This is a genomic window from Streptomyces sp. NPDC096013 (genome assembly GCF_044763565.1).
Taxonomy (GTDB): Bacteria; Actinomycetota; Actinomycetes; order Streptomycetales; family Streptomycetaceae; genus Streptomyces.
In genome coordinates this window covers 121,365-146,269 of sequence record NZ_JBIWGK010000005.1, presented here as the reverse complement: position 1 = coordinate 146,269, position 24,905 = coordinate 121,365, and the positions used below count along the sequence as shown (strand labels likewise).

The 24,905-nt window shown below is 70.1% G+C and carries 24 protein-coding genes; 18 read left to right on the top strand and 6 right to left on the bottom strand.

Annotation, left to right across the window (positions count from 1 at the left end; genetic code table 11):
- Positions 1-38 precede the first annotated feature (38 nt).
- From ACIRB1_RS18735 to ACIRB1_RS18720, 4 genes are read right to left on the bottom strand one after another with little or no spacing between them, the layout of a single operon-like run.
- Entirely contained in the window at positions 39-662 is a 624-nt protein-coding gene (locus tag ACIRB1_RS18735; protein ID WP_352180413.1) for a response regulator transcription factor, read from the bottom strand.
- Positions 659-1,939 carry a sensor histidine kinase gene (locus ACIRB1_RS18730; RefSeq protein WP_403466292.1) on the bottom strand — a complete coding sequence of 427 codons (1,281 nt, stop codon included), beginning with the start codon at positions 1,937-1,939 and terminating at the stop codon, positions 659-661. The genes ACIRB1_RS18735 and ACIRB1_RS18730 overlap by 4 nt, the downstream gene beginning before the upstream one ends.
- A complete protein-coding gene (locus ACIRB1_RS18725) occupies positions 1,936-2,787 on the bottom strand; it encodes an ABC transporter permease (RefSeq protein WP_352180415.1) in 852 nt (283 codons plus the stop codon). Before ACIRB1_RS18725 ends, ACIRB1_RS18730 begins: the two co-directional genes overlap by 4 nt.
- Complete coding sequence (locus ACIRB1_RS18720) at positions 2,784-3,650, bottom strand: ABC transporter ATP-binding protein (RefSeq protein ID WP_352180416.1); 867 nt, start codon at positions 3,648-3,650, stop codon at positions 2,784-2,786. The genes ACIRB1_RS18725 and ACIRB1_RS18720 overlap by 4 nt, the downstream gene beginning before the upstream one ends.
- A gap of 142 nt (positions 3,651-3,792) precedes the next feature.
- Between ACIRB1_RS18720 and ACIRB1_RS18715 the strand changes: the two genes are divergently transcribed.
- The 3 genes from ACIRB1_RS18715 to rpsD all read left to right on the top strand — a co-directional run bounded on the left by ACIRB1_RS18715 (position 3,793) and on the right by rpsD (position 6,793).
- A complete protein-coding gene (locus ACIRB1_RS18715) occupies positions 3,793-4,449 on the top strand; it encodes a vitamin K epoxide reductase family protein (protein ID WP_352180417.1) in 657 nt (218 codons plus the stop codon).
- Between the two features lie 58 nt (positions 4,450-4,507).
- Complete coding sequence (locus ACIRB1_RS18710) at positions 4,508-5,863, top strand: replication-associated recombination protein A (protein WP_266766961.1); 1,356 nt, start codon at positions 4,508-4,510, stop codon at positions 5,861-5,863.
- Between the two features lie 315 nt (positions 5,864-6,178).
- Positions 6,179-6,793, top strand: coding sequence for a 30S ribosomal protein S4 (rpsD, locus tag ACIRB1_RS18705; RefSeq protein ID WP_019066381.1), 615 nt, complete (start codon positions 6,179-6,181; stop codon positions 6,791-6,793).
- Positions 6,794-6,823: 30 nt separating this feature from the next.
- Here the strand turns inward: rpsD and ACIRB1_RS18700 are convergent, their stop codons facing one another.
- Positions 6,824-8,992 (bottom strand): ATP-binding protein, encoded by a 2,169-nt coding sequence (locus tag ACIRB1_RS18700; protein ID WP_403466291.1) that lies wholly within the window; start codon positions 8,990-8,992, stop codon positions 6,824-6,826.
- Positions 8,993-9,198: 206 nt separating this feature from the next.
- On the opposite strand from ACIRB1_RS18700, the gene ACIRB1_RS18695 reads away from it, so the two are divergent.
- The 13 genes from ACIRB1_RS18695 to nusB all read left to right on the top strand — a co-directional run bounded on the left by ACIRB1_RS18695 (position 9,199) and on the right by nusB (position 22,314).
- Positions 9,199-9,645: a DUF948 domain-containing protein gene (locus ACIRB1_RS18695; protein WP_266766959.1), complete on the top strand. Its 447-nt coding sequence runs from the start codon at positions 9,199-9,201 to the stop codon at positions 9,643-9,645.
- A gap of 7 nt (positions 9,646-9,652) precedes the next feature.
- Positions 9,653-10,003 (top strand): hypothetical protein, encoded by a 351-nt coding sequence (locus ACIRB1_RS18690; protein WP_266766958.1) that lies wholly within the window; start codon positions 9,653-9,655, stop codon positions 10,001-10,003.
- Complete coding sequence (alaS, locus tag ACIRB1_RS18685) at positions 10,003-12,675, top strand: alanine--tRNA ligase (protein ID WP_403466290.1); 2,673 nt, start codon at positions 10,003-10,005, stop codon at positions 12,673-12,675. The genes ACIRB1_RS18690 and alaS overlap by 1 nt, the downstream gene beginning before the upstream one ends.
- A gap of 15 nt (positions 12,676-12,690) precedes the next feature.
- Positions 12,691-13,155: a Holliday junction resolvase RuvX gene (ruvX, locus tag ACIRB1_RS18680; protein WP_352180420.1), complete on the top strand. Its 465-nt coding sequence runs from the start codon at positions 12,691-12,693 to the stop codon at positions 13,153-13,155.
- Between the two features lie 122 nt (positions 13,156-13,277).
- Positions 13,278-15,047 (top strand): endolytic transglycosylase MltG, encoded by a 1,770-nt coding sequence (gene mltG, locus ACIRB1_RS18675; RefSeq protein ID WP_403466494.1) that lies wholly within the window; start codon positions 13,278-13,280, stop codon positions 15,045-15,047.
- The gene (locus ACIRB1_RS18670; RefSeq protein ID WP_403466289.1) at positions 15,028-15,867 is read left to right on the top strand and encodes a shikimate dehydrogenase; all 840 of its coding nucleotides are present in this window, start codon (positions 15,028-15,030) and stop codon (positions 15,865-15,867) included. The genes mltG and ACIRB1_RS18670 overlap by 20 nt, the downstream gene beginning before the upstream one ends.
- Before the next feature lie 213 nt (positions 15,868-16,080).
- The gene (gene aroC, locus ACIRB1_RS18665; RefSeq protein WP_352180422.1) at positions 16,081-17,265 is read left to right on the top strand and encodes a chorismate synthase; all 1,185 of its coding nucleotides are present in this window, start codon (positions 16,081-16,083) and stop codon (positions 17,263-17,265) included.
- Positions 17,262-17,780, top strand: coding sequence for a shikimate kinase (locus ACIRB1_RS18660; RefSeq protein WP_352180423.1), 519 nt, complete (start codon positions 17,262-17,264; stop codon positions 17,778-17,780). The genes aroC and ACIRB1_RS18660 overlap by 4 nt, the downstream gene beginning before the upstream one ends.
- On the top strand, positions 17,777-18,868 hold the full coding sequence (aroB, locus tag ACIRB1_RS18655) for a 3-dehydroquinate synthase (protein ID WP_352180424.1): 1,092 nt from the start codon (positions 17,777-17,779) through the stop codon (positions 18,866-18,868). Before ACIRB1_RS18660 ends, aroB begins: the two co-directional genes overlap by 4 nt.
- Positions 18,869-19,154: 286 nt before the next feature.
- Positions 19,155-19,988 carry a Pro-rich N-terminal domain-containing protein gene (locus ACIRB1_RS18650; protein ID WP_403466288.1) on the top strand — a complete coding sequence of 278 codons (834 nt, stop codon included), beginning with the start codon at positions 19,155-19,157 and terminating at the stop codon, positions 19,986-19,988.
- Positions 19,989-20,143: 155 nt separating this feature from the next.
- Positions 20,144-21,250, top strand: coding sequence for a M24 family metallopeptidase (locus tag ACIRB1_RS18645; protein WP_352180426.1), 1,107 nt, complete (start codon positions 20,144-20,146; stop codon positions 21,248-21,250).
- Positions 21,251-21,310: 60 nt separating this feature from the next.
- Entirely contained in the window at positions 21,311-21,877 is a 567-nt protein-coding gene (efp, locus tag ACIRB1_RS18640) for an elongation factor P (RefSeq protein WP_266766950.1), read from the top strand.
- Positions 21,878-21,879: 2 nt separating this feature from the next.
- Positions 21,880-22,314 carry a transcription antitermination factor NusB gene (gene nusB / locus ACIRB1_RS18635; protein ID WP_266766949.1) on the top strand — a complete coding sequence of 145 codons (435 nt, stop codon included), beginning with the start codon at positions 21,880-21,882 and terminating at the stop codon, positions 22,312-22,314.
- A gap of 176 nt (positions 22,315-22,490) precedes the next feature.
- Here nusB and bldD read toward each other — a convergent pair whose 3' ends face one another.
- Positions 22,491-22,991, bottom strand: a complete 501-nt coding sequence (gene bldD / locus ACIRB1_RS18630) for a transcriptional regulator BldD (RefSeq protein ID WP_003956405.1) — start codon at positions 22,989-22,991, stop codon at positions 22,491-22,493.
- A gap of 252 nt (positions 22,992-23,243) precedes the next feature.
- Here bldD and pyrR point away from each other — a divergent pair, with 252 nt between their 5' ends.
- Positions 23,244-23,807, top strand: a complete 564-nt coding sequence (gene pyrR / locus ACIRB1_RS18625) for a bifunctional pyr operon transcriptional regulator/uracil phosphoribosyltransferase PyrR (protein ID WP_403466287.1) — start codon at positions 23,244-23,246, stop codon at positions 23,805-23,807.
- Positions 23,808-23,924: 117 nt separating this feature from the next.
- A complete protein-coding gene (locus ACIRB1_RS18620) occupies positions 23,925-24,902 on the top strand; it encodes an aspartate carbamoyltransferase catalytic subunit (protein ID WP_266766947.1) in 978 nt (325 codons plus the stop codon).
- Positions 24,903-24,905: the final 3 nt, after the last annotated feature.

Here is a 24,905-nt window from a genome sequence, read left to right as displayed (position 1 = left end):
AAGGATGGGACGGGTAGGGGCGGAGGGGGCGAGAAACCTCAGTCCAGCAAGCCATACCGCATCGCACTCGTCACCGCCGCCGTCCGGTCATCCACCCCCAACTTCCCGAAGACCCGCAGCAGATGAGTCTTCACGGTCGACTCCCCGATGTACAACCGCCGCCCGATCTCCGCATTGGTGCACCCCTCCGCCACCAACCGCAACACCGCGACCTCCCGCACCGACAGCCGAGGCCGCTCAGGCCTGGTCCGCAACTGGTCGACCAGCCGCGCCGCCACGGAAGGCGCCAGCACGGTCTCGCCACGCGCGGCGGCCCGTACCGCGTCGGCGAGTTCACCCCGGGGCAAGTCCTTCAGCAGATAACCCGCCGCCCCCGCCTCCACGGCCCGCAGAATGTCCCGGTCGGTCTCGTACGTCGTGAGGACGATCACCCGGCAGGACAATCCGGCCGCACTCATCCGCACGATGGAGTCGACACCCCCACCACCCGGCATCCGCAGGTCCATCAGCACGATGTCGGGCCGGAGTTCGGCCGCCAGCGCCTCCGCCTGGGGCCCACTGGACGCATCGGCGACGACATCGAGATCCGGCTCGGCACTGAGCATGGCGCGCAGACCCTCCCGTACGACGGGATGGTCGTCGGCCAGGACGATCCGGATCATCGGGGACTCCTCGAAGGCGATGCAGGCGACACTGGCGGTACAGCGGAGACAGGAGGCACAGGCGATACGGCGGACACAGGGGATACGGGCGACGCAGGTGAGACCGGCAACCTGACCGTCACCGTCGTCCCCTCGCCCGCCGCACTCCGCACCACCGCCGTCCCACCCACCTCGGCCGCCCGGGTCCGCAGCCCCGCCAACCCGTAGCCGCCGGACACCGCACCGGGATCGAAGCCGCACCCGTCGTCCCGTACCGACACGGTGAGTTGATCGTCGGAGTACTCCAGTGCGAGGCTCACCGCCACCGAACTCCCCGCGTGCTTGCGGGCGTTGGCCAGAGCCTCCTGGCAGGAGCGCAGGGCCACGACCTCGGGCCCGGCGGGCAACGCGCGTACCGGGCCGACCACTTGAAGGGTCGCGTCGTGGCGGGCGGCGAGCCGGCGCAGTGCGTCGGGGAGAGAGGCGTCCGCGAGGTCGGCCGGGGTGCCGCCGGTGACCAGGGCGCGGGCCTCGGCGAGGTTCTGGCGGGCCGTCTCGTCCATCAGGGCCAAGTGGCGGCGGGCCTGCGGGAGATCGTCGTCCAGCTCCGCCTCGACGGCCTGGACCAGCATCAGCAGGCTGGTGAAGCCCTGGGCGAGGGTGTCGTGGATCTCGCGGGCCATGCGCTCCCGTTCGGCGAGCGCGCCGTGCGCCGAGGAGAGCCGGGAGACCTCGTGGCGGCTGGCGTCCAGTTCGGCTATCAACTCGGCGCGCTCCTGGCTCTGTTCGATGACACGGATGATCCAGGTGCCCAGGGCCATCGAGAAGACGAGGGTGACCACCGCGAAGACCGAGTTGAAGAACACGTCCTGCGCGCCGGGCCACCACAGCAGCGTCCAGCCGATCACGGGCACGATGTTGATGACGGTCACCGCGATCAGCGCCCAGCGCAGCCGCAGCACCATGAAGCAGGGCGGGACGAGCGCGAAGGCCAGCAGCCGGGTCTCGCCGACCAGGACCGCGGAGGGCAGGAACAGCGCCATCTCCGCGACGAGGTAGCCGACGGCCCTGCGTTCGTCCGGTGGGTCGCCCTGGAGGACCGGGCGCCCGATCCGGACGTAGAGCGGGATCAGTGGGACGAGCAGGCCGGCGGCCGTGACGCGCACCGGCCACCCCGGATGGCTCGTGCCGAGCACGAACACCAGGGTGGCCAGCCAGATCAGGGCGAAGTACGTGTCCCAGAGCCGGAAGGAGCGGTCCCAGGTGTACGAGCCCGACGGCCCGTGCGGAGCCTTCATCCGTCGCGCCGGTTCTTCCACCGGAAGGTCAGCAGGCACAGCAGCAATCCTCCGACGCACCACGCCGCGAGCACCAGCGCGATCTTCCCGAACTCCCACCTCCCGGCCTGCTCCAGCACCTGCGCCGACGAGGGCAGGAACACCCCGCGCAGCCCCTGGCACATCCACTTCAGTGGGAACAGGGCGCCGATGTTGAGCATCCAGTCCGGGATGGTGTCGATGGAGATGTACACCCCGGAGATGAACTGCAGGACCAGGAAGGGCAGGACGACCACGGAGGTCGCGCTCTTGCCGGACTTCGGGACCGAGCTGATCGCGATGCCGAGCAGCGCGCACGCCGTCAGACCGAGGACGAAGATCCAGCCGAAGTCCAGCCACTTCGTCGCGGACGAGGGCAGGTCCACGTCGTAGAAAGTGGTGCCGACGAGGAGGAGGATCGCGGTCTCCATCAGGCCCGTGACCAGAACCAGCCAGATCTTGCCGAGGAAGTACGCGGCAGGCGGCATCGGGGTGCCGCGCAGCCGGCGCAGCACCTTCTCGTCGCGTTCGATCGCGATCGAGATGCCGAGGGACTGGAAACTCGTCGACATGATGCCGGCGGCCATCATCGCCGGGACGTAGAGCTGGGAGGCGGTCACGCCCGCGCCCCGGACGTCGTCGCTGAAGATCGACGCGAACAGGAACAGGAAGACGACCGGGAAGGCGAAGGTGAACACCACCTGGTCGCGCTGGCGGAAGAACTGCTTGAGTTCGAGGCCCCCGCGTCGCAGGCCCAGTCCCCAGGCGTTGGGCAGCCGTTGCCCGGAGGTCTTCGTTCCGGTCCGTACGGCGGTCGTGGTCGTGGTCACCGCGCGTCCTCCTGCCCGGTCAGCCGGAGGTAGACGTCCTCCAGGGTGGGCCGGCTCACCAGCAGACCGGGGATCTCGCCGTCGAAGCGGCGCATGAGCTCGGCTACGACCTTGGTAGGAGTCTCCGTGTGCTCCGCGCGCGGGGTGCCGTCCGGCTCGGTCCACTCGACGGTCGCCCCGGTGCCGTGGCGCTCGCGCAGGGCGGTTGGTTCTCCCTCGGCGACCACGCGGCCCTTGGCGACGATCGCGAGGCGGTCGGCGAGGTTCTCGGCCTCCTCCAGGTAGTGCGTGGTGAGGAGGATGGTGGTGCCCTCGTCGGCGAGCTTGCGGATCAGGTCCCAGAACTGGCGCCGGGCCGCCGGGTCGAACCCGGTCGTCGGCTCGTCCAGGAGGAGGAGCTCGGGGCCGCCTATGACGCCGAGGGCCACGTCGAGACGCCTGCGCTGGCCGCCCGACAGCGCCTTGATACGGCTGTCCGCCTTGGCGTCGAGACCGACCAGTCCGATGACCTCCTCCGGGTCGCGCGGACGCGGGTAGTAGCGGGCGAAATGCCGTACGGTCTCGCCGACCGTCAACTCGGCGGGTGCGGATTCGTCCTGCCAGACGATTCCGACCCGCGAACGCCACGCGCGTGTGCCCGTCGCCGGGTCGGAACCGAGCACCGAGACCTCGCCGGCGTCCCGGCCGCGGTTGCCCTGGAGGATCTCGACCGTGGTGCTCTTGCCCGCTCCATTGGGTCCGAGCAGGCCGAACACCTCTCCCGTGCGGATCTCCAGGTCGATTCCGTCGACGGCGGTCACGTCCCCGTACTGCTTGCGCAGCCCCCGCACATCCACTGCGAGTTCGCTCGCCTGTTTTGTCATGTCACGAGCATCGTCCGGAATCGAGCGCTCAGGGACGACCGTGCGGACTTCCTTATGTCCACCGAACGGTGGACACAGGGGTGCGTGCGGCACAATGGCCCTGCCCGAAGAAAGTCCAACTCTCAAGTGACGGATCGGCGTGATGAGCAAGACGACAGTGAAGGACGTCTCCACCGACTCCGAGCCGGAGCACACGGCCGGCGAGCCGCGCACGGTGGGCAGCAGCCGGGCCTTCGCCGTGCTGATGGTGATCACCGGAGCGGCCGGACTGCTCGCCGCCTGGGTCATCACGCTCGACAAGTTCAAGATCCTCGAGGGCAAGGTAGCCGGGAAGACCTTCACCCCGAGTTGCAGCATCAACCCGATCGTCTCCTGCGGCAGCGTCATGGAGAGCAAGCAGGCCGCGGCCTTCGGCTTCCCCAACCCGATGCTCGGCCTCGTCTGCTACGGCATCGTCATCTGCGTCGGCATCAGCCTGCTGACCCGGGTGAAGTTCCCGCGCTGGTACTGGCTGACCTTCAACCTCGGCACCCTCTTCGGGGTGGGCTTCTGCACCTGGCTCCAGTTCCAGTCGCTGTACCGGATCAACGCCCTGTGCCTGTGGTGCTCGCTGGCCTGGGTCGCCACGATCACGATGTTCTGGTACGTCACGTCGTTCAACATCCGCAACGACTTCCTGAAGGCCCCGCGCCCGGTGAAGAACTTCCTGGGCGAGTTCACCTGGGTCCTCCCGGTCACCCACGTCGGCATCATCGCGATGCTGATCCTGACCCGCTGGGGCACCCAGCTCTGGGCCTAGCCAGGCACTGACCCCGGCCCCGACGGGATTGTCAGTGGCGTGACATAGGGTTTTGGACGTGGAGCCCGACCTATTCACCGCCGCCGCGGAAGAACGCCAGGAGAAGGACCCGTCCAGCAGTCCCCTGGCGGTGCGGATGCGCCCGCGCACCCTCGACGAGGTGGTGGGCCAGCAGCACCTGCTGAAGCCGGGCTCGCCCCTGCGCAGACTGGTCGGCGAGGGCGCGGGCGGCCCCGCCGGACCCTCCTCGGTGATCCTCTGGGGCCCGCCCGGCACCGGCAAGACGACCCTCGCGTACGTCGTCTCGAAGGCGACGAACAAGCGGTTCGTGGAGCTGTCCGCGATCACCGCGGGCGTCAAGGAGGTCCGCGCGGTCATCGACGGCGCCCGCCGCGCCACCGGAGGCTTCGGCAAGGAGACCGTCCTCTTCCTGGACGAGATCCACCGCTTCAGCAAGGCCCAGCAGGACTCCCTGCTCCCGGCCGTCGAGAACCGCTGGGTGACCCTGATCGCGGCGACCACGGAGAACCCGTACTTCTCGGTGATCTCCCCGCTCCTGTCCCGCTCCCTCCTCCTCACCCTCGAACCCCTCACGGACGACGACCTGCGCGCCCTGCTCCGCCGCGCCCTGAGCGAGGACCGCGGCCTGAAGAACGCGGTCACCCTCCCCGAGGACAGCGAGAACCACCTGCTGCGCATCGCCGGCGGCGACGCCCGCCGAGCGCTGACCGCCCTGGAGGCCGCCGCCGGGGCCGCCCTCGACAAGGGCGAGCCGGACATCACCCTCCAGACCCTGGAGGAGACCGTCGACCGCGCGGCGGTGAAGTACGACCGCGACGGCGACCAGCACTACGACGTGGCCAGCGCCCTCATCAAGTCCATCCGCGGCTCCGACGTCGACGCCGCCCTGCACTATCTGGCCCGCATGATCGAGGCGGGCGAGGACCCCCGCTTCATCGCCCGCCGCCTGATGATCTCGGCGAGCGAGGACATCGGCCTGGCGGATCCGAACGCGTTGCCGATCGCGGTCGCCGCCGCCCAGGCCGTGGCGATGATCGGCTTCCCGGAGGCCGCGCTCACCCTCAGCCATGCCACCATCGCCCTCGCCCTGGCGCCCAAGTCGAACGCGGCGACCACCGCGATCGGCGCCGCCATGGAGGACGTACGCAAGGGGCACGCGGGCCCGGTGCCGATGCATCTGCGGGACGGGCACTACAAGGGCGCGGCCAAGCTCGGGCACGCGCAGGGGTACGTCTACCCGCACGATCTGCCGGAGGGCATCGCCGAGCAGCAGTACGCCCCGGAGGAGCTGAAGGACCGCGAGTACTACGAGCCCACCCGGCACGGGGCCGAGGCGCGGTACGCGGACGCCGTGGAGTGGACCAGGCAGCACCTTGGTCGTAAGCGGTCCTGAGCACCCTGTAGAATCCGTCGAAGCGCTGTGTCCCGTGCAGTCAGAACGGGACGGTCAGCCGGAGCCAGTCGAAGGACCCAATCCTCGGACCGGCTCCAGGAGCGTCGCGCACCGTTCGAATGGTGTCGCGGGCAGCCCACCACCACCCGTCGCAAGACGGGAAAGGTCGGTGGGCCACTCGCGTGCTGCACGTATGTGCCCAGCTCAGGGGAGCGGCTGCCCACCAGGTCCCGCAAGGGGTCCGGAGGGTTTCCCCGGCTGCGGATGCGACCTCTCTCATCACCCTGACAAGCCGATAACCAGGAAAGAGACACCGTGGCGAACCAGTCCCGCCCCAAGGTCAAGAAGTCGCGTGCCCTCGGCATCGCGCTGACCCCGAAGGCCGTCAAGTACTTCGAGGCCCGTCCCTACCCGCCGGGTGAGCACGGTCGTGGCCGCAAGCAGAACTCGGACTACAAGGTCCGTCTGCTGGAGAAGCAGCGTCTGCGCGCGCAGTACGACGTGTCCGAGCGCCAGCTCGTCCGCGCCTACGAGCGTGCCTCCAAGGTCCAGGGCAAGACCGGTGAGGCCCTGATCATCGAGCTGGAGCGTCGTCTCGACGCGCTGGTCCTGCGTTCGGGCATCGCCCGCACGATCTACCAGGCCCGCCAGATGGTCGTCCACGGCCACATCGAGGTCAACGGCCAGAAGGTCGACAAGCCGTCCTTCCGCGTCAAGCCCGACGACGTCGTCATGGTCCGCGAGCGCAGCCGCAGCAAGACCCTGTTCGAGGTCTCCCGCGCCGGTGGCTTCGCCCCCGACGGCGAGACCCCGCGCTACCTCCAGGTGAACCTCGGCGCCCTGGCGTTCCGCCTGGACCGCGAGCCGAACCGCAAGGAGATCCCGGTGATCTGCGACGAGCAGCTCGTCGTCGAGTACTACGCCCGCTGATCACCTCACGGACGTAGCACCAGCTCCGCGTCAGCCCGTCGTCTCCCCGCCCTTCCAGGTGGGGGAGGCGGCGGGCTTTCGCATGTCCACGATCGCCGCCGTCCGCCGCGGCGGTACGCGCGGTGCCGGCAGCGTGCCGGACGACCGCTCCTGCCCGAGCGCCCGCGCCACGGCCGCCTCCCGGCCGAGTCGCGCCCCTTCCCGTACGCACGCGTCGTAGCGTGCGTCGCCGAGGCGCTCGCGGGCCATCGCCTCGCACAGTTCGTGCGGCGCGTTGTAGTACGCCGAGCCGAACAACGGCAGCCCTACCGAGGGCCACATCCCGGCAGCGGCTCCCTGGAGCAGCGCGGCCTCGGCCGCGTCGCCCTCCGCCACGGTGACGAGGGCCAGCAGTTCCACGGCGAGCACCGAGCCCAGCAGATCGCGGAAGCCGTGGGCGCTGCCCAGACAGTCCGCCAACAGGTCGCGGGCGAGGGCGAGTTCGCCGTCGCTCCAGGCGACGTAGGCCAGGACGTACAGCGCGTAGGCCCGGGTCCAGCGCTCGCCGTGGTCCTCGCAGACCCGGCGGACGTCCTCGCACAGCTTCACCGCGTCCGCCAGGTCGCCCTGGAACGCGCGGGTCATCGCCAGCTCGACCTGGCCCATCAGCACATTGCTGTTCAACTCGCCGATCTGCTGGTAGCGGTTGAGGGCCGAGCGCAGCAGGGTCTCCGCCCGTGCCACGTCATCGGTGACCAGCGCGAGACAGCCGGTGCGGTGCTCGGCGTAGGCCACCGCCGTGGGGTTCGCGGCCTGGTCCGCCTCTTCGCGGCACTCCTGGAGGGCGGCCAGCGCGGGCACGGTGTCGCCCTGGAGGATCGCCACATAGCCGAGCACCCACAGGGCCTTCAGCCGTGACTGGTCGTTGGCGGTGTCCTCCGCGTCCAGCTGCACGGCCTGCTCCAGCCAGTGCCGGCCCTCCGCGAGGCGTCCGCAGCCCGCCCAGTAGAACCACAGGGAGCCCGCGAGGTACTGGCCCAGGTGCGTCTCGTCCGGCTCGGTCAGGCAGTACTCCAGGGCGCCGCGCAGATTCGGCAGCTCCGCCTCGACCCGCGCGGCGACCTCGCCCTGGCGCGGCGAGAACCAGTCCAGCTCGCACCAGGTGGCCAGGCCCAGGTACCAGTCGCGGTGTCTGCGCCGCAGCCGGGGCGCGTCCCCGGTCGCCTCCAGCCAGTCGGCGCCGTAGGCCCGGATCGTGTCGAGCATGCGGTAGCGGACGCCCGTCGGTGTCTCGTCGCGGACCACCACGGACTGGGCGAGGAGTTCGGAGAGCACGTCGAGGACGCCGTCCGAGGTCAGGCCGTCGCCGCCGCACACGTACTCGGCGGCCTCCAGGTCGAAGCGCCCGGCGAACACCGAGAGGCGCGCCCACAGCAGCCGTTCCTCGGGCGTGCACAGCTCATGGCTCCAGCCGATCGCCGTGCGCAGCGTCTGGTGCCGGGGCAGCGCGTCCCGCCGTCCGCCCGCCAGCAGCCGGAACCGGTCGTCGAACCGCGCCAGCAACTCCCCGGGCGTCAGCGCCCGCAGCCGTCCCGCCGCCAGCTCGACCGCGAGGGGAATCCCGTCGAGCCGCCGGCACAGCTCCCGTACGCCCGGCTCGTCCCCGAGGATCACGCCCTGCTGCGCGGCCCGGTCGGCGAACAGCTCCAGCGCCTCGTCCTCGCCGAGCGGAGCCACCGTGACGATCCGTTCACCGGCCAGTTCCAGTGGCCGCCGCCCTACCGCGAGCACCCTCAGCCCCGGCACCCGCCCGAGCAACTCGGCCACGAGCTCGGCGCACACCTCCACCAGGTGCTCGAACCCGTCGAGCACCAACAGGAGTTGACGTTCCGTCAGATGCCCGAGCAGCGCCTCGCGCGGCAGCCGCGCGGTGTGGTCCGTCAGCCCCAGCGCTTCCACGACCGCGAAGTCCACCAGTTCCGGGTCGCGCACCGGTGCCAGCTCGACCCGCCAGACGCCGTCCGGGGGAGCGGACCGGGTCGCCGCGTGGGCCGCGAGCCGCGACTTGCCGACCCCGCCGGGCCCGGTCACCGTGACCAGGCGCGAGGCGTCGAGCGCCCGTGCCAGTTCGGCGAGTTCGGCCGAGCGGCCCACGAACCGGTCGGGTTCCAGGGGCAGATTGCCGTCTGCGGTGGCGCCGGCGCCAGAGGAAGCTCGCATGGAACACGGAGCGTACTGAACCGTATTCAGTCCGTACAATCGCTTCGCTCAACTCCGCTGTGCGCGGGGCGGTAATGCGGTACAGAGCGCGGCCCCCGGCGCGATAGGCTCGGCAGCGGTTATCCACAGGTGTTCACGGGGCGTCGCCTCCGGCGCGATAGGCTCGGGACGAGTCATCAACAGGTGTTTATGAGAGCGGGTGTCAGGTGTCCGGTGGAGAGGTGGCCGGAATCCTGGTGGCCGTCTTCTGGGCGATCCTGGTCTCCTTCCTCGCCGTCGCACTGGTGAGGGTGGCCCAGACGCTCAAGGCGACCACCAAGCTGGTCGCGGACGTGACCGATCAGGCCGTGCCGCTGCTGGCGGACGCCTCCGCGGCGGTGCGCTCCGCGCAGACCCAGATCGACCGGGTCGACGCGATCGCCACCGACGTCCAGGAGGTCACGTCGAACGCCTCCGCACTGTCCACCACCGTCGCCTCCACCTTCGGCGGCCCGCTCGTCAAGGTCGCGGCCTTCGGCTACGGCGTCCGCCGGGCCCTGGGCGGCCGCCGCGAGGACGTCCCCGCACCCGCCGGCACCTCCCGGCGCACGGTGATCGTGGGCCGTACCGTCCCGGCCGGACGGCGGGGCAAGCGCACCCGGAAGAAGGACTGACCGAGCGATGTTCCGCCGTACGTTCTGGTTCGGCACGGGCGTAGCCGCCGGTGTCTGGGCGACCACCAAGGTCAATCGCAAGCTGAAGCAGCTGACCCCCGAGCACCTCGCCGTCTCCGCGGCCAACAAGGCGCTCGAAGCGGGCCACAAGCTCAAGGACAGCGCGGTGCACTTCGCGCTCGACGTCCGCGCGGGCATGGCCCAGCGCGAGGCCGAACTCGGCGACGCGCTGGGGATCAACGCCCCGGTCGACCCCGAACTCCCCGCCGCCCGGCGGTACCCCGCGATCGAGAACCGCACTGACCCGAAGTCCGTCGACAGGACGACGTACTCGTACAACCGGAATGAGGACCACTGATGGAGTCGGCTGAAATCCGCCGCCGCTGGCTGAGCTTCTACGAGGAGCGCGGCCACACCGTCGTCCCCTCGGCGTCGCTCATCGCGGACGACCCGACTCTGCTCCTGGTCCCCGCCGGCATGGTCCCCTTCAAGCCGTACTTCCTCGGCGAGGTCAAGCCGCCGTGGCCGCGCGCCACCAGCGTGCAGAAGTGCGTGCGCACGCCGGACATCGAAGAGGTCGGCAAGACCACCCGCCACGGCACGTTCTTCCAGATGTGCGGCAACTTCTCCTTCGGCGACTACTTCAAGGAAGGCGCCATCACCTACGCCTGGGAGCTGCTGACCTCGCCCCAGGACAAGGGTGGTTACGGCCTCGACCCCGAGCGCCTGTGGATCACGGTCTACCTCGACGACGACGAGGCCGAGACCATCTGGCGCGACAAGATCGGCGTCCCCTCCGAGCGCATCCAGCGCCTCGGCAAGAAGGACAACTACTGGTCGATGGGCGTCCCCGGCCCCTGCGGCCCCTGCTCCGAGATCAACTACGACCGCGGCCCCGAGTTCGGCGTCGAGGGCGGCCCGGCCGTCAACGACGAGCGGTACGTGGAGATCTGGAACCTCGTCTTCATGCAGTACGAGCGGGGCGAGGGCATCGGCAAGGAGGACTTCGAGATCCTCGGCGAGCTGCCCAGCAAGAACATCGACACGGGCCTCGGCCTGGAGCGCCTGGCGATGATTCTCCAGGGCGTGCAGAACATGTACGAGATCGACACCTCCATGGCCGTCATCAAGAAGGCCACCGAGCTGACCGGCGTCGAGTACGGCGACTCGCACGAGTCGGACGTCTCCCTGCGCGTGGTCACCGACCACATGCGCACGTCCGTGATGCTCATCGGCGACGGCGTGACCCCCGGCAACGAGGGCCGCGGTTACGTCCTGCGCCGCATCATGCGCCGCGCCATCCGCAACATGCGCCTGCTCGGTGCCACGGGTCTGGTCGTCAAGGACCTCATTGACACGGTCATCGCGATGATGGGCCAGCAGTACCCCGAGCTGGTCACCGACCGCCAGCGCATCGAGACCGTCGCCCTGGCCGAGGAGGCCGCCTTCGTCAAGACGCTGAAGGCCGGCACCAACATCCTCGACACGGCGATCGCCGACACCAAGCAGTCGGGCGGCAAGGTCCTCGCCGGCGACAAGGCGTTCCTGCTCCACGACACCTGGGGCTTCCCGATCGACCTCACCCTCGAAATGGCCGCCGAACAGGGCCTGTCCGTGGACGAGGACGGCTTCCGGCGCCTGATGAAGCAGCAGCGCGACCAGGCCAAGGCCGACGCGCAGGCCAAGAAGACCGGCCACGCGGGCGTCGGTGCCTACCGCGAGATCGCCGACAAGGCCGGCGAGACCGACTTCATCGGCTACTCGGACACCCAGGGCGAGTCCACCATCGTCGGCATCCTCGTCGACGGTGTCTCCTCCCCGGCCGCGACCGAGGGCGACGAGGTCGAGATCGTCCTCGACCGCACCCCCTTCTACGCCGAGGGCGGCGGCCAGATCGGCGACACCGGCCGCATCAAGGTCGAGTCCGGTGCCGTGATCGAGATCCGCGACTGCCAGAAGCCGGTGCCCGGGGTCTACGTCCACAAGGGCGTCGTCCAGTTCGGCGAGGTCACCGTCGGCGCCAAGGCCGAAGCCTCGATCGACGTCCGCCGCCGTACCGCCATCGCCCGCGCGCACTCCGCCACCCACCTCACGCACCAGGCGCTGCGTGACGCCCTCGGTCCGACGGCCGCGCAGGCCGGTTCCGAGAACCAGCCGGGCCGGTTCCGCTTCGACTTCGGATCGCCCTCCGCGGTTCCCACGGCAGTGATGACCGACGTCGAGCAGAAGATCAACGAAGTGCTCGCCCGCGACCTGGACGTGCACGCCGAGATCCTCAGCCTCGACGAGGCCAAGAAGCAGGGCGCCATCGCCGAGTTCGGCGAGAAGTACGGCGAGCGGGTCCGCGTCGTCACCATCGGCGACTTCTCCAAGGAGCTGTGCGGCGGCACCCACGTCCACAACACCTCCCAGCTCGGCCTGGTCAAGCTGCTCGGCGAGTCGTCGATCGGCTCCGGAGTGCGCCGTATCGAAGCGCTCGTCGGTGTCGACGCCTACAACTTCCTCGCCCGGGAGCACACGGTCGTCGCCCAGCTCCAGGAGCTGATCAAGGGGCGCCCGGAGGAGCTGCCGGAGAAGGTCTCCTCGATGCTCGGCAAGCTGAAGGACGCCGAGAAGGAGATCGAGAAGTTCCGCGCCGAGAAGGTGCTTCAGGCCGCGGCCGGTCTCGTCGAGTCCGCCAAGGACGTCCACGGCATCGCGGTCGTGACCGGTCAGGTCCCGGACGGCACCAGCGCCGACGACCTGCGCAAGCTGGTCCTCGACGTGCGCGGCCGCATCCAGGGCGGACGGGCCGCCGTGGTCGCGCTGTTCACGGTCAACAACGGCAAGCCGCTCACCGTCATCGCCACCAACGAGGCCGCTCGCGAGCGCGGTCTCAAGGCCGGCGACCTGGTGCGCGCCGCCGCCAAGACCCTCGGCGGCGGTGGTGGCGGCAAGCCGGACGTGGCCCAGGGCGGTGGCCAGAACCCGGCCGCCGTCGGCGACGCCGTCGACGCCGTCGAGCGCCTCGTCGCCGACACGGCCAAGTAAGAAACGGCCGCGAATATGCGAAGAGGACGTCGACTCGCGATCGACGTCGGGGACGCCCGGATCGGGGTCGCCTCCTGCGACCCCGACGGGATCCTCGCCACTCCCGTCGAGACCGTCCCCGGCCGCGACATCCCGGCGGCGCACCGCAGGCTGAAGCAACTCGCCGAGGAGTACGAACCGATCGAAGTCGTCGTCGGCCTCCCCCGCTCCCTCAAGGGGGGCGAGGGCCCGGCCGCCGTCAAGGTCAGGGCCTTCGCGCAGGAACTCGCGAAGGGCATCGCACCGGTATCGGTCAGGTTGTTGGACGAACGGATGACCACGGTGACGGCCAGTCAGGGACTGCGCGCCTCAGGGGTGAAGTCCAAGAAGGGCCGATCGGTCATTGATCAAGCGGCAGCTGTCATCATTCTGCAGCAGGCCTTGGAATCCGAACGGGTGTCAGGTAAAGCACCCGGCGAGGGCGTCGAAGTGGTCATCTGATCGCGATACGGTAACGTTCCGCGCGATGCGATGGTGTTCGAACAGCCATGGCACAGCAAGAGGCGGGACGGGAGCCGGAGCCGCAAGCGCCGCGACCGCCGCCTCGCGGCTCTAGGGGATCGATGACTGAGTATGGCCGGGGCCCAGGCTCCGAACCGTGGCATCCGGAGGACCCGTTGTTCGGGGACGTCGGATGGGAAGGACAGCAGGCCCAGGTCGGCCAGCCGTCCTCCTACGGCGGCCAGCCGCAGCACTACCCGGACCAGCCGCAGCAGCCGCAGTACGGCGACTGGGGCCACGGCCAGCAGGCCGACTACGGTCACGCGCAGCAGCAGTACCAGGTCTACGACGAACAGGGCCACCCCCAGCAGTACACCGGCCAGCAACAGTGGGCGGACCAGCAGCAGTACCCCGAGCAGGACCAGCAGCAGTACGCCGATCAGAGCCATCAGCAGTACGCCGGTCAGCAGCAGCAATACCAGCAGGGCGGCTGGGACGGCACCGGCGTGCCCGGCCAGGTTCCGTACGCCGCGGACCCCAACGACCCGTACGCACAGCAGGCCGCCGCCTACGGCGAACAACAGCCCGATTTCTACGGCACGCCCGACGCGTTCCCCCCGCCGGAGCCGCCCGGCAGACGGCGCACCGAGCCGGAACCGGAGAAGACCGACTGGGACCCGGGACTCGATCAGGGCGAGCACGCGTTCTTCGCGGGCGACGATGACGACGACGCCGACGATCCGGACGACGGCCGCGGCCGCGGTGACCGGCGGGGCAAGGGCGGCAAAGGCAAGGACAAAGGCGGCAAGGAGCGGAAGCGCCGCAACGGTTGCGCCTGCCTGGTCGTCGTCCTGGTGTTCGGCGGCGGTCTGGCCGGAGTCGGCTATTTCGGCTGGCACTTCTACCAGAACCGTTTCGGCTCGGCGCCGGACTACGCGGGCGACGGCACCGGTTCGGTGAGTGTCTCCATCCCCAAGGGGGCGGGCGGTTACACCATCGGCCAGGAGCTGAAGAAAAAGGGCGTCGTGAAGAGCGTCGACGCGTTCGTGGCCGCCCAGTCGCAGAATCCCGACGGCAAGAAGATCCAGGCCGGCGTCTTTCTGCTCAGGAAGGAAATGTCCGCCGCGAGCGCCGTCAAGCTGATGCTCGACCCCAAGAGCCAGGACAACCTGATCGTCCCCACGGGCTGGCGGAACTCCAAGATCTACGCGGCGATCGACAAGAAACTCCAGGTTTCCGACGGCACCACCAAGGCCGTCGCGAAGAAGGACTACAAGTCGCTCGGACTGCCCAGCTGGGCGAACAGCAACAAGGAGATCAAGGACCCGCTGGAGGGCTTCCTCTACCCCGGCACCTATGGCGCCGCAAAGGGTATGAAACCCGAGGCGGTCCTCAAGCAGATGGTCTCCCAGGCCACCGACAAATACGGTGCGATCGACCTTGAGGCGAAAGCCAAAGCGCTCAATCTGGAAGACCCGTTGCAGGTCATCACGGTCGCGAGCCTCGTCCAGGCCGAAGGAAAGACGCACGACGACTTCCGCAAGATGGCCGAAGTGGTCTACAACCGTCTCAAGGCCACGAACACCGAGACGAACCGGTATCTACAGTTCGACTCGACCTTCAATTACCTGAAAGGCCAGAGCAACATCCACATCAGCGAGTCCGAGATCAATAGCAACAAGGACCCGTACAACACCTACACGCAAAAGGGCCTTCCGCCCGGCCCCATCGACAATCCAGGCGACGAGGCACTCGCCGCCGCGCTGAATCCGACGCATGACGGCTGGATCTACTTCGTGGCGACCGACGGTGAGAACAAGACCGAATTCGCCAAGACGTACGCCGAATTCCAGTCACTCAAGGAAAAGTTCAATGCCACCTCGGGCAACTGACGCCCGCCGGGCCGCCGTGCTCGGTTCCCCCATCGCCCACTCCCTCTCCCCGGTGCTGCATCGCGCGGCCTACGGGGAGCTGGGGCTGGACGGCTGGTCGTACGACCGCTTCGACGTGGACGAGGCGGCCCTGCCCGGGTTCTTCGCGGACCTGGGCCCGGAGTGGGCGGGTCTGTCGCTGACGATGCCTCTGAAGCGGGCGGTCATACCTCTGCTGGACGAGATCAGCGAGACGGCGTCGTCCGTGGACGCGGTCAACACCGTCGTGTTCACCGAGGACGGCCCCCGCGTCGGCGACAACACCGACATCCCCGGCATGGTCGCCGCCCTGCGCGAACACGGCATCGAACAGGTCGACTCCGCCGCGATCCTCGGCGCCGGCGCCACCGCCTCCTCCGCCCTCGCCGCCCTCGCCCGCATCTGCACCGGCGAGGTCGTCGCCTACGTCCGCAGCGCGGCCCGCGCCGCCGAGATGCGCGAGTGGGGCGAGCGGCTGGACGTGGACGTACGCACCGCGGACTGGGCCGACGCCGCCGAGGGCCTGCGTGCCCCCCTGGTCGTCGCGACCACCCCCGCCGGCGCCACGGACACCCTCTCCGCCGCCGTACCGGAACGCCCCACCACCCTCTTCGACGTCCTCTACGACCCCTGGCCCACCGACCTCGCGGCCCGCTGGTCGGCCTACGGTGGCGCGGTCGTCAGCGGCCTCGACCTGCTGGTCCACCAGGCGGTGCTCCAGGTGGAACAGATGACCGGCTGCCCGTCGGCGCCGGTGGACGCGATGCGGCGGGCGGGGGAGAAGGCCCTGGCGGATCGCTGAGGCAATCCGGTGGGGCAGGACGTCGCCCGACCGCCTGCGCATGCCGGGGTCAGGGGTCCGGCGTCCGTTCCCTGGACCGTCGACCAGGTCCGCGCCCCGGACGTGGGAGGATCGGAGGCGGCGGGCCAGGGCCGCGCACCCGGGTTCGCCGTCGTCGTACGCGAGGACGTGCGTACGCAGGGCAGTACCAGGGCGCGAGCATGAGGAGCACCGTTGAGCAGGTTGCGCTGGCTGACCGCGGGGGAGTCCCACGGTCCCGCACTCGTGGCGACGCTGGAGGGCCTTCCCGCCGGCGTGCCGATCACCACGGACATGGTGGCGGACCACCTGGCCCGGCGCCGGCTCGGCTATGGACGCGGCGCGCGCATGAAGTTCGAGCGCGACGAGGTCACCTTCCTCGGCGGTGTCCGGCACGGCCTCACCCTCGGTTCGCCGGTCGCCATCATGGTGGGCAACACCGAGTGGCCCAAGTGGGAGCAGGTCATGGCCGCCGACCCGGTCGACCCGGAGATCCTGGCCGGGCTCGCCCGCAACGCCCCGCTGACCCGTCCGCGCCCCGGTCACGCCGACCTCGCCGGCATGCAGAAGTACGGCTTCGACGAGGCCCGCCCGATCCTGGAGCGCGCGTCGGCGCGGGAGACCGCGGCCCGGGTCGCGCTCGGTGCCGTCGCCCGGTCGTACCTCAAGGAGACGGCCGGGATCGAGATCGTCTCGCACGTCGTCGAACTGGCTTCCGCGAAGGCCCCGCAGGGCGTGCTGCCCACGCCGGACGACGTCGAGAGGCTGGACGCGGACCCCGTGCGCTGCCTGGACGCGGACGCGTCGAAGGCGATGGTCGCGGAGATCGACCAGGCCCACAAGGACGGCGACACCCTGGGTGGCGTGGTCGAGATCCTGGCCTACGGCGTTCCCGTGGGTCTCGGCTCGCACGTGCACTGGGACCGCAAGCTGGACGCCCGCCTCGCCGGTGCCCTCATGGGCATCCAGGCGATCAAGGGCGTCGAGATCGGCGACGGCTTCGAACTGGCGCGGGTGCCCGGTTCGCAGGCACACGACGAGATCGTCAACACCGACGAGGGCATTCGCCGGGTCTCGGGCCGCTCCGGTGGCACCGAGGGCGGGCTGTCCACCGGTGAACTGCTGCGGGTGCGCGCCGCGATGAAGCCCATCGCGACCGTGCCGCGCGCGCTCCAGACCGTCGACGTGGTCACCGGTGAGGCCACCCAGGCCCACCACCAGCGCTCGGACGTCTCCGCGGTCCCGGCCGCCGGCATCGTCGCCGAGGCGATGGTCGCGCTGGTCCTCGCGGACGCCGTCGCGGAGAAGTTCGGCGGCGACTCGGTGCCCGAGACCCGCCGCAACGTCCGCTCGTACCTCGAGAACCTGGCCATCCGGTGACCGCGACCCCGCTCGTCGTCCTGGTCGGTCCCATGGGCGTCGGCAAGTCCACCGTCGGGCAGCAGCTCGCCGAGCGGCTCGGTGTCGCCTACCGGGACACCGACGACGACATCGTGGCCACCGAGGGCCGCACCATCGCCGAGATCTTCGTCGACGAGGGCGAGCCCGTCTTCCGCGCGATCGAGAAGCGCGCCGTGCACCAGGCACTCGCCGCGCACGACGGCGTCCTCGCGCTCGGCGGCGGCTCGATCCTCGACGAGGACACGCGCGCGCTGCTCGCCGGACACCGGGTCGTCTACCTCTCCATGGACGTGGAGGAGGCGGTCAGGCGCACCGGCCTGAACGCGGCCCGCCCGCTGCTCGCCATCAACCCCCGCAAGCAGTGGCGCGAACTGATGGAAGCCAGGCGGCACTTGTACGCCGAGGTCGCGCAGGCCGTGGTACCCACGGACGGCCGCACCCCCGAGGACGTCACCCAAGCCGTCCTGGACGCACTGGAGTTGAAGGAAGCATGAGCGAGTCAGTGACGCGGATCCAGGTCGGCGGCACGGCGGGCAGCGACCCGTACGAGGTCCTGGTGGGCCGTCAACTCCTGGGCGAACTGGGCGGGTTGATCGGCGACCGGGCCAAGCGGGTCGCCATCATCCACCCCGAGGCGCTGGACGAGACGGGTGAGGCGCTGCGCGCCGACCTGGCCGGGCAGGGCTTCGAGGCCGTCGCCATCCAGGTGCCGAACGCGGAGGAGGCCAAGACCGCCGAGGTCGCCGCCTACTGCTGGAAGGCGCTCGGCCAGTCCGGCTTCACCCGCTCCGACGTCATCGTCGGCGTCGGCGGCGGCTCCACCACCGACCTGGCCGGGTTCGTCGCCGCGACCTGGCTGCGCGGGGTCCGCTGGATCGCCGTACCGACGACCGTGCTCGCCATGGTCGACGCGGCCGTCGGCGGCAAGACCGGCATCAACACCGCCGAGGGCAAGAACCTGGTCGGCTCCTTCCACCCGCCGGCCGGTGTCCTCTGCGACCTCGCCGCGCTGGACTCCCTCCCGGTCAACGACTACGTCTCCGGGCTCGCCGAGATCATCAAGGCCGGCTTCATCGCCGACCCGGTGATCCTCGAACTCATCGAGTCCGACCCGGAGTCCGCCCGCACCCCGGCCGGGCCGCACACCGCCGAGCTCATCGAACGCTCCATCAAGGTCAAGGCCGAGGTCGTCTCCGCCGACCTCAAGGAGTCGGGCCTGCGCGAGATCCTGAACTACGGCCACACCCTCGCGCACGCCATCGAGAAGAACGAGCGGTACAAGTGGCGGCACGGCGCCGCAGTCGCCGTAGGCATGCACTTCGCGGCCGAACTCGGCCGTCTCGCGGGCCGGTTGGACGACGCGACGGCGGACCGGCACCGCACGGTCCTCGCGTCGGTCGGCCTGCCGCTCAGCTACCGGTACGACCAGTGGCCCAAGCTGCTGGAGACCATGAAGGTCGACAAGAAGTCCCGGGGCGACCTGCTCCGGTTCATCGTCCTCGACGGCCTCGCCAAGCCGACGGTGCTGGAGGGCCCCGACCCGGCCGTCCTCCTCGCCGCGTACGGCGAAGTGGGCGAGTAAGTACCCGCACGGCCCTTCCGCCCTGATTGCCTTGTGCGGACGGGCACTTCGGCCCCTCCCCGGCCGTTCACCAAATGGCGGCCGGGGAAGGTACCGTTCGGTAGGGAGCGGGTTCGGGCCCGCTGCCAGCGCCCATTGCCTTCTGCGAGTGAGCCGGAGGGACGCGCCGGCGTCGAGACCGTGATCGCGCGGCGGCCCGCAGGGGCGGGCACGAGCGGGGTCCCGGCACCGGCTTCGGCGCCCCGGAGGCGACCGAGCCGGAAAAGACGAGACGGAGTGGCACCGGATGCAGGACGCAGTGGGGTCTCCGCTGCCGCCGCCCCACCAGCCGGGGCAGGGACCGACCACCGGTTGGTCCCCGGCCGGACAGCAGTCGGGGCCGCCCCATCCGGGCCCGGCCCCCGTGCCGCCCCCGCCAGCCCCGGGCTTCGCGCCCACCCCGCCGCTGCCCCAGGCGGTTCCGCGGCACGCCCCGGACACCACCGGCCACATCCAGCTCCCGCCGGGCGGCCCCGTGCCCATGCCCAGCACGCCACCGGCTCAGGCCGCGGCCGATCCGACCTCCACGACGCTCGCGGTGCTGCTCATCGGCCCCGCAGGCGCGGGCAAGACGAGCGTCGCGAAGTACTGGGCGGACCACCGCCGCGTCCCCACGGCCCACATCAGCCTCGACGACGTCCGCGAATGGGTCCGCTCGGGCTTCGCCGACCCGCAGTCAGGCTGGAACGACCACTCCGAGGCCCAGTACCGCCTGGCCCGCCGCACCTGCGGCTTCGCCGCCCGCAACTTCCTCGCCAACGGCATCTCCTGCATCCTCGACGACGCGGTCTTCCCCGACCGTCCGGTCGTCGGCCTCGGTGGCTGGAAACGACATGTGGGCCCCGGCCTCCTCCCGGTCGTCCTCCTCCCGGGCCTGGAAATCGTCCTGGAACGGAACGCCGAACGCTCCGGCAACCGCCGCCTCACCGATGAGGAGGTCGCCCGCATCCACGGCCGCATGGCCGGCTGGTACGGCTCGGGCCTCCCGATCATCGACAACTCCCACATGGACGTCCCGCAGACGGCCCAGGTCCTGAACGACGTCCTGGCGCGCTCCATAGCGAGCCCCCCGAACTGGTAATCCCAGGGCAGCCCGCCCCACCCAAGGGGCGCGAGGAACCGCGCGACCAGCCCCCACCGGACCCGCACCCGGCAAACCACCGATCCCGCACCCCCTTCCCCCGAACGGCACTCTCCCAACCAGCACAATCCAGCCACCGCTCCTACGCTCATCTCATGTCAGAGGTCTACGCAGCCCGCCGAGCCAGGCTGAGAGAACGAGCGCAAGCCGCAGGCAGCCAGTCCACCCTGGTCACCCGCCCTGCCAACGTGCGCTACCTGGCGGGCCCGGCCCCGCAGGGCACCGTCCTGCTCCTGGGCCGGCGCGAGGACCTCCTCGTCTGCACCGGCGCCCCCGAGGACCGCCCCGCGGAGAGACGTCCCGACGAATCCCTCCGCGTCCACGACCTCGCGGCCCCCGGCGCCGACCCGGCCGTGGCGGCGGCGGACCTCGCGGCGGCCCAGGGCGCGGAATCCATGGCCGTGGAGGAACACCACCTCACCGTGGCCCGCCACAGAGCACTCCTCTCGGTCGCCCCCACACTCCGCCTCACCGATGTCGGCGGCGCGGTCGAACAACTGCGGGTGGTCAAGGACGAGGAGGAGATCTCCTGTCTGAGGATCGGCGCCGAGATCGCCGACCAGGCCCTCGGCGAGCTGCTGGAGTCGATCCTCGTCGGCCGCACCGAACGCCATCTCGCCCTCGAACTGGAGCGACGGCTCGTCGACCACGGCGCCGACGGCCCCGCCTTCGCGACCTCCGTCGCCACCGGCCCGCACGCGGGCAGACGCGGCCACCGGCCGACCGACCGCCGGGTCGAGGAAGGAGATTTCCTCTCCGTCTGCCTCGGCGCGGACTACCGCGGCTACCGCTGCGAGATCGGCCGGACGTTCGTCATCGGGACCTCGCCCGCGGACTGGCAGATCGATCTCTACGACCTCGTCTTCGCCGCCCAGCGCGCCGCGAGGGAGTCCCTGACCCCCGGCGCCGCCTACCGCGATGTCGACCGCGCGGCCCGTCAGGTGCTGGACTCCGCGGGGCATTCCGAGGGTCTCGCACCCCTCACCGGCCACGGTGTCGGACTCGAAATCGACGAGGACCCGCAGTTGGCCCCCGCGGCCATGGGTAAACTGGACGCTTGCGTGCCGGTCACCGTCGAACCGGGGGTCCACCTCCCGGGCCGGGGCGGTGTCCGGATCGATGACACGCTCGTCGTGCGCCCTGAGGCGGACGGCGGACCCGAGCTACTCACCATCACGACCAAGGAGCTGCTCGCGCTCTAGCTTTTCGAGCTGTGCGCGTGTCCCGGGGTCGTCCACGTCAGTCCAGGAGATTCCGCAACCGTGGCTTCCACGAACGACCTCAAGAACGGCCTGGTGCTCAAGCTCGACGGGGGCCAGCTCTGGTCCGTCGTCGAGTTCCAGCACGTCAAGCCCGGCAAGGGCCCTGCCTTCGTGCGCACCAAGCTCAAGAACGTGCTCTCCGGCAAGGTCGTCGACAAGACGTTCAACGCCGGCGTCAAGGTCGAGACGGCCACTGTCGACAAGCGCGACATGCAGTTCTCGTACATGGACGGCGAGTACTTCGTCTTCATGGACATGGAGACCTACGACCAGCTCATGGTCGACCGCAAGGCCGTCGGCGACGCCGCCAACTTCCTGATCGAGGGCTTCACCGCCACGGTCGCCCAGCACGAGGGCGAGGTGCTCTTCGTAGAGCTGCCGGCCGCCGTCGAGCTGGTCGTCCAGGAGACCGAGCCCGGCGTCCAGGGCGACCGCTCCACCGGTGGCACCAAGCCCGCCACCCTGGAGACCGGCCACCAGATCCAGGTCCCGCTCTTCATCACCACCGGTGAGAAGATCAAGGTCGACACCCGCTCCAGCGACTACCTCGGCCGGGTGAACAGCTAACCGTGGCTGCCCGCAATACGGCCCGCAAGCGCGCCTTCCAGATCCTCTTCGAGGGCGACCAGCGCGGTGTCGGCGTCCAGACCGTCCTCGCGGACTGGATCCGGCTCTCCCGGGACGACACCCGGCAGCCGCCCGTCAGCGAGTACACGATGGAGCTGGTCGAGGGGTACGCGCAGCACGCGCGCCGTATCGACGAGCTGATCGCGCAGTACTCGGTCGGCTGGACGCTCGACCGCATGCCCGTGGTGGACCGCAACATCCTGCGCCTCGGCGCCTACGAGCTGATCTGGGCCGACGGGACGCCGGACGCCGTGGTCCTCGACGAGATGGTGCAGTTGGCCAAGGAGTTCTCCACGGACGAGTCGCCCTCGTTCGTCAACGGCCTGCTGGGCCGTTTCAAGGACCTGAAGCCCTCGCTGCGCCGGGACGAGGCGTAGGCAGGACGCGAGTACGCGAGCAAAACGCCGGAGGGCCCGCAGCGACACCGCTGCGGGCCCTCCGGCGTTCCCGTACGCATGAGGCCCCTGAGGCCCGCAGAAAGCCGCCGGGGTGGCCGGAACCGTGAAGTTCCGGCCACCCCGGCGGCACGTTTCTGCTCAAGCAGGAGAAGGGCTCAGCTCTCCTCGTGCGAGACCGCGCGGCGCGCGTCGGCGTCCAGCACGCCCCAGCTGATCAGCTGCTCGGTGAGGACCGAGGGCGACTGGTCGTAGATGACGGCGAGTGTGCGCAGGTCGTCCTGGCGGATCGAGAGCACCTTGCCGTTGTAGTCACCGCGCTGGGACTGGATCGTCGCCGCGTAGCGCTGGAGCGGGCCGGCCTTCTCGGCGGGCACGTGGGCCAGTCGCTCCAGGTCGAGGACCAGCTTCGGCGGCGGCTCGGCGGCCCCGCCCGGCGTGGTGCCCGGCAGCAGCTCCTGCACCGGAACCCCGTAGAAGTCCGCCAGCTCGGCGAGGCGCTGCACGGTGACGGCACGGTCGCCGCGCTCGTACGACCCGACCACGACCGCCTTCCAGCGTCCCTGGGACTTCTCCTCGACACCGTGGAGGGAAAGGCCCTGCTGGGTGCGGATGGCCCGGAGCTTGGCCCCGAGCTGTTTGGCGTATTCGCTGGACATATAGCTCCCGGACACTGTGTCGACGCGGCTGCAGTGTTTCCGCGCCGCGCGGCTGGTAACTCACTGTGAGGTTACGCAGCGTTACGCTTCCGCGTCAAGCCGAATGGTCCGCACCGGCTCTTCCGTGGTAGCCGCGGCCGATTACTCCATAGGGGTGATCAGGGACGTCACCCCGGCCTGCTACCGTGGATGGCGCAAATCCGACGTCCTTTAAGGTCCGTCCCGTGAGGCGGAGAAGGAGGTCCGTTTCTTATGGACACCCAGCAGTACGAGTCCGATGCCCGGCCGGTTCTCGAAGCCCCCGACATCGCGCGGGTCCTGACCCGCATCGCCCACGAGATCGTCGAGCGCGCCAAGGGCGCCGACGACGTGGTGCTCCTCGGCATTCCGACCCGGGGCGTCTTCCTCGCCCAGCGGCTCGCCGTCAAGCTGGAGGAGATCACCGACCGCAAGATCCCGGTCGGCTCCCTCGACATCACCATGTACCGCGACGACCTGCGCATGCACCCGCCGCGCGCGCTGGCCCGCACCGACATCCCCGGTGACGGCATCGACGGCCGCCTGGTCGTCCTCGTCGACGACGTGCTCTTCTCCGGCCGCACCATCCGCGCCGCCCTCGACGCCCTGAACGACATCGGGCGCCCCCGCGCGGTGCAGCTCGCGGTGCTGGTCGACAGAGGCCACCGCGAACTGCCCATCCGCGCCGACTACGTCGGCAAGAACCTCCCCACGTCGCTGCGGGAGACGGTCAAGGTCCAGCTCGCCGAGGAGGACGGTCGCGACACCGTGCTGCTCGGCTCCAAGCAGACCCCGTAGCGGACGGCCGCCGTGCCCCCGCGGCACGCCACGCCTCCGCATGCCCGGCTGTGCTTCCTGGGGGACGCCCCCAGACCCCCGGTCCGTGAACCTGAACTGCCTTACGGAGCCTGACAGATGCAGCGTCATCTCATCTCGGCCGCCGATCTCACCCGCGACGACGCCGTCCTGATCCTCGACACCGCCGAGGAGATGGCCAGGGTCGCCGACCGGCCGATCAAGAAACTGCCGACCCTGCGCGGCCGTACCGTCGTGAACCTCTTCTTCGAGGACTCCACGCGTACGCGTATCTCCTTCGAGGCCGCCGAGAAGCGCCTCTCCGCCGACGTCATCAACTTCACCGCCAAGGGGTCGAGCGTCTCCAAGGGCGAGTCCCTGAAGGACACCGCGCAGACCCTGGAGGCCATGGGCGTCGACGCGGTCGTCATCCGGCACGGGGCCTCCGGGGCGCCGTACCGGCTCGCCACCTCCGGGTGGATCGACGCGGCCGTCATCAACGCCGGAGACGGCACCCACCAGCACCCGACGCAGGCGCTGCTCGACGCGTTCACCATGCGGCGCAGGCTCGTCGGCCGGGACACCGGGATCGGGCGGGACCTGGCCGGCAAGCGCATCACGCTGGTCGGCGACATCCTGCACAGCCGGGTCGCCCGCTCGAACGTCGACCTGCTGCACACCCTCGGCGCCGAGGTCACCCTCGTCGCCCCGCCGACCCTGGTGCCGGTCGGCGTCGAGTCCTGGCCCTGCGAGGTGTCGTACGACCTCGACAGCACGCTCTCCAAGTCCGACGCGGTGATGCTGCTGCGCGTGCAGCGCGAGCGCATGAACGCGGCCTTCTTCCCGACCGAGCGCGAGTACTCGCGGCGCTACGGCCTGGACGGCGAGCGGATGGCGAAGATGCCCGAGCACGCCATCGTGATGCACCCGGGGCCGATGGTCCGGGGCATGGAGATCACCGCCGAGGTCGCCGACTCGGACCGCTGCACCGTCGTCGAGCAGGTCGCAAACGGAGTGTCCATCCGGATGGCCGTGCTCTATCTGCTTCTGGGCGGCAACGAACCCGCCGTCAGCCACGCCCGTATCGAGGAGAAGTAAGTC